Here is a 4045-nt window from a genome sequence, read left to right as displayed (position 1 = left end):
GCTCTGGACGGCAATGGCCTGTCGGGCACGGTCACGGGCACGCCCAATGTCGGGGTCGGCAACGGCTCCGGCCCCGAGCGGCGTCAGGATCTGCGTCAGGAGTATAAGGAGAAGTCGGTCCTCGCCGGCATGATCGGCGGATCGAGCCGGTTCGACCTGCTCAAGGTCGATTATGTCCTGGCCCGGGTCCACAACGAAGTGCGCGAGCCCAATCAGCTGTGGCAGTTCCGCTGCAATCCCGGCACGGTCGACTTCGACTTTTTTGACAAGATCTTCAGCGCCGCACCCAGGACCGAATGCAGCGCGACGCAGATGAACTTCCGCCAATATACCGAGCAGAACGAGCGCGGCGACGAGGATATCTGGCAGGGCAAGGTCGACATGACCTATGATCTTGTCTCGCTCGGCGAGGGCAGCTTCGTGAAATTCGGCGGCAAGTACCGCACGACCGACAAGGATTTCGACTCCAACAACGACGTCTGGACGCGCGGCAGCAGCGCGGCCACGCGCTTCACGCTGGCCCAGTTCGGACTCGCCGGTGAGCCCGTGCTGTCCTACCCCAAGGCTGGCAAGCCCTACACTGTGTCGCCCGTGATCGATCTCGACGCGATCCGCGCCTTCACCGCCGTCAATCTGACGGGCCCTCTGTTCGTGAAAGACAATGCGGCATCGCTGCAGAACGCCACGCTCAACGACTTCGTCGTCGGCGAAGACGTCTGGGCCGCCTATGCGATGGCCAATATCGATCTCGGCGCGATCACCATCACGCCGGGCCTGCGCTATGAGCGCACCAAGCTGAACGTTACCGGCTTCCAGCTTGCCAGCGTCAATGGCGGTGCGGCGGGCGTGGTCCAGGTGCGCGCGCAAAACAGCTATGATGATTTTCTGCCGAGCATGATCGTCCGCATCACGCCGTCTGACGACACCGTCTTCCGGTTGGCTTATACGCGCAGCGTCGGACGTCCCAATTATGCGCAACTGTCGCCGAGCGGGTCGCTGAGCTACGAGGATGGCACCACCGCCGGCACGTTCGAGGGGAGCATCTCCTTCGGCAACCCCAATCTGAAGCCCTATCGCTCGGACAATTTCGACGCGACGGCAGAATGGTATTTCGCCAAGGGGGGCCTGTTGAGCGTCGGCGTCTTTGCGAAGTTCATCAAGAACCCGATCTTCACGCAGAGCTTCACCCAGAACAACGTGACGCTCGACGGGCGCACTTATGAAATCCTCCGCACCACCCAGCCGCTCAACGCGGACCGGGGCGACATCGTCGGCATCGAAGCGCAATATCAGCAGCAGTTCACCTTCCTGCCGGGCCTGCTGTCGGGCTTCGGCGTAAGCCTGACCGGCACGCTGACCAATTCCACGCTGCGCCTGGCCGACGGCCGCACGTCGACCTTCCCGAGCCAGTCGCGTTATCTCTACGGCGCCGAGCTTTTCTACCAGCGCGGACCGTTGGAAGGATCGATCGCCTATCACAACACCGGTCGTTCGCTGCTGGCCGCCGGGGCGATCGATTATCAGGACCAGTATAATGACGATCTGCGGCGGCTGGACGCCAAGATCAGCGTGGCGCTGAGCGACAACATCCGTATTTTTGCCGAGGCGCAGAACCTGACCGACGAGCCCACCCGTCAATATCAGGGCGGACGCCAGGATTGGGTGATCCAGAACGAACGCTATGGACGGACCTATTATGGCGGCATCTCGGTGAAGCTCTGATGGCAGCGACGCTCCTCGCCCTGGCCTTGGCTCTATCCCCCGCCGTCGAGCAGAAGCGGATGGCGGCGGAGGGCGCCCGGCAGGGCGTCGTTTCCGATGGCCGCCACCTGTTCGCGATCGACAATGCGACGATCGCGAAGCTCGATCCGCGCACGGGAGCCGTCGTCGCACGCTGGACCGGCGACCCCGCGCTGTTCCGCCACATGAACTCGTGCATCGCGCTGAAAGCAAAGCTGGTCTGCGCCGCGTCCAACTATCCTAAGACGCCGATGGCCAGTTCGGTCGAGTGGTTCGACACGCGGACCATGACTCATGTCGCCTCGCGCAGCCTCGGCCCCGGCCGGGGCTCGCTGACCTGGCTCGACTGGCACGATGGCAGCTGGTGGGCCTGCTTCGCCAATTATGACGGCAAGGGCGGGGATGCAGGGCGTGACCATCGGTCGACGACGATCGTTCGCTTTGGCGCCGATTTCGTCGAACAGGGGGCCTGGCTGCTGCCAGACAATGTGCTCGAGCGGATGGCGCCCTACAGCGCGTCGGGCGGGGCGTGGGGACACGATGGCTATTTTTACGTAACCGGACATGACCGGCCCGAACTTTACGTGCTCGAATTGCCCGAAGCAGGATCAGAGTTGCTGCACGTCGGAACGATAGCCATCCCGACAAATGGGCAGGCGATCGCCTGGGATCCCAAAGAGGATCGCGTTCTGTGGTCGATCGAGCGGTCGACGCGATCGGTCGTGGCGAGTCGCATTCCTCCGGTCGATCTGAAGTCTGCGGCTAAGAAGTGATCAACGGGAGAGCGAGGCTGTCCCGAGGGCAGGAGCCTCGATCAGGCCTTTTCTAGCGTGCACTGCAGCGGGTGCTGGTTCTGCCGCGCGAAGTCGACCACCTGGCTGACCTTCGTCTCGGCGACCTCGTAGCTGAACACGCCGCAGACGCCGACGCCCTTCTGATGGACGTGGAGCATCACCCGCGTCGCGTCCTCGATATTCATCCGAAAGAAGCGCTGCAGGCAGAGAACCACGAATTCCATCGGGGTGTAGTCGTCGTTGAGCATCAGCACCTTGTAAGGCGACGGCTTCTTGGTGCGCGTGCGCGTGCGCGTCGCAAGGCCCAGGCCGGTGCCTTGATCCTCGCCGTCCTTGCGCGTCGTCATGCGGACAGCGGCGTCGATATCGGTCAGGTGGCTCATCTTCGGCGCGGGACTCATACAGGAACGGGATCGCCAGAATATGGCACCGCCTGCCCCTTCGGCAAGGGGGCGACGATCGCTTGCGGCTTTCCGAAGGCCCTAAAACGACGAACCGGCCATTCCCCTTGGGGAATGACCGGCCCGAAATCCGTGTGAAGGATCAGATCAGAGCGAAGCCGACTTGATCTTCTCGGCAGCGAGAGCAGCGCGGCTCGACAGCGGCTGCATCACGTCGCCGGCCAGCTTCAGCCACGACTCGGTCAGCTTCGACGCCTGGGCGACGGCGCCATCGAACGCCGACTTGGCATAGTCGCTCTGCAGCTGGAACAGCTCGGTCGGGGTCTTGACGGTCGCCATGCTCTTCATGGTGGCGGTCGCCGCCTCGAAGCTCTTCTTGCCATATTCGGCCATTTCCTGACCCAGGACTTCGGCGCCCTTGGCGGCGGTCTTCGCCGACGTCGCCAGGGCTTCCATGTTGCCCTTGGTGAACTCGGCGATTTCCTCGCCGGCCTTGGTGGTCTTGGCAAAAGCGGTCTTCGCGCGATCGTTGAAGTCGGACATCATCATATTAACCTTTTCAGCAGCAGCCTTGGGCTTGGGTTGGACGGTGGTGGCCATGACGCTCACTCCCTTCTTTTCCGGCGTTGACGCTGCCGGGGCGGGCTCCGCCGCAGCTTCCGAAGGAACTGCAGGCGTCGGAATCGGGGTGGATTTGACGGAAACGGACGTCACCGGCTTTGCGGCCGTCGCCGGAGCGACGGCCTGTTTGCCGGTCATGGTCGCCGCTGCCGCGGGCTTGCCCTTTGCCACGGGGCCGGCCTCAGCCACGATGGCCGGCTCGGGAGCCTTCACCGGCGCACGTTCACCTGCAGACCGCTTGGCAACCGGTGCCGACGCAGTCACGGGCTTGGCGTTGACGCCAGAACCTGTCTTCCGAGTGATCTTATTCGCCATCGAATCACGATCCACTTTTAATGTTGCGTCGCACAATAAACATTTTTCCGCGAGGCGCAAGATGCTTATTGTGCAGTGCAACACAGCGGCAATCAGCGCGACCGGCGCTGGGCCCCGCTGTCTTCGCAGATGCTATCCGGCTTCGTTGAAGCTTTTCTTGCAGTTGCGCTAACG

The 4045-nt window shown here is 62.8% G+C and carries 4 protein-coding genes; 2 read left to right on the top strand and 2 right to left on the bottom strand.

The genetic code is table 11. The features are described 5' to 3' along the window. Together KAY22_RS25640 and KAY22_RS25635 are read left to right on the top strand one after the other, a co-directional pair. Nucleotides 1–1722: TonB-dependent receptor (locus KAY22_RS25640; RefSeq protein WP_296625935.1), on the top strand; the 1722-nt coding region annotated here is incomplete at its 5' end. Next, the gene (locus KAY22_RS25635) at nt 1722–2513 is read left to right on the top strand and encodes a hypothetical protein (RefSeq protein ID WP_296625934.1); all 792 of its coding nucleotides are present in this window, start codon (nt 1722–1724) and stop codon (nt 2511–2513) included. The genes KAY22_RS25640 and KAY22_RS25635, both read left to right, overlap by 1 nt. A gap of 41 nt (nt 2514–2554) precedes the next feature. Here KAY22_RS25635 and clpS read toward each other — a convergent pair whose 3' ends face one another. Beyond that, entirely contained in the window at nt 2555–2881 is a 327-nt protein-coding gene (gene clpS / locus KAY22_RS25630) for an ATP-dependent Clp protease adapter ClpS (RefSeq protein ID WP_296625936.1), read from the bottom strand. A gap of 201 nt (nt 2882–3082) precedes the next feature. After that, entirely contained in the window at nt 3083–3931 is an 849-nt protein-coding gene (gene phaP / locus KAY22_RS25625; protein WP_296625933.1) for a TIGR01841 family phasin, read from the bottom strand. Nucleotides 3932–4045: the final 114 nt, after the last annotated feature.

The sequence above is a fragment of the Rhizorhabdus sp. genome (assembly GCF_018006725.1).
Lineage (GTDB): Bacteria > Pseudomonadota > Alphaproteobacteria > Sphingomonadales > Sphingomonadaceae > Rhizorhabdus.
Note: the sequence above shows the minus strand (reverse complement) of the source record. Positions and strands in the feature narration are given on the sequence as shown.

Coding starts and splice junctions, on each gene's coding strand:
- KAY22_RS25635 (WP_296625934.1), top strand. CDS start 1,722: ATGGCAGCGACGCTCCTCGCCCTGGCCTTGGCTCTATCCCCCGCCGTC.
- clpS (WP_296625936.1), bottom strand. CDS start 2,881: ATGACGACGCGCAAGGACGGCGAGGATCAAGGCACCGGCCTGGGCCTT.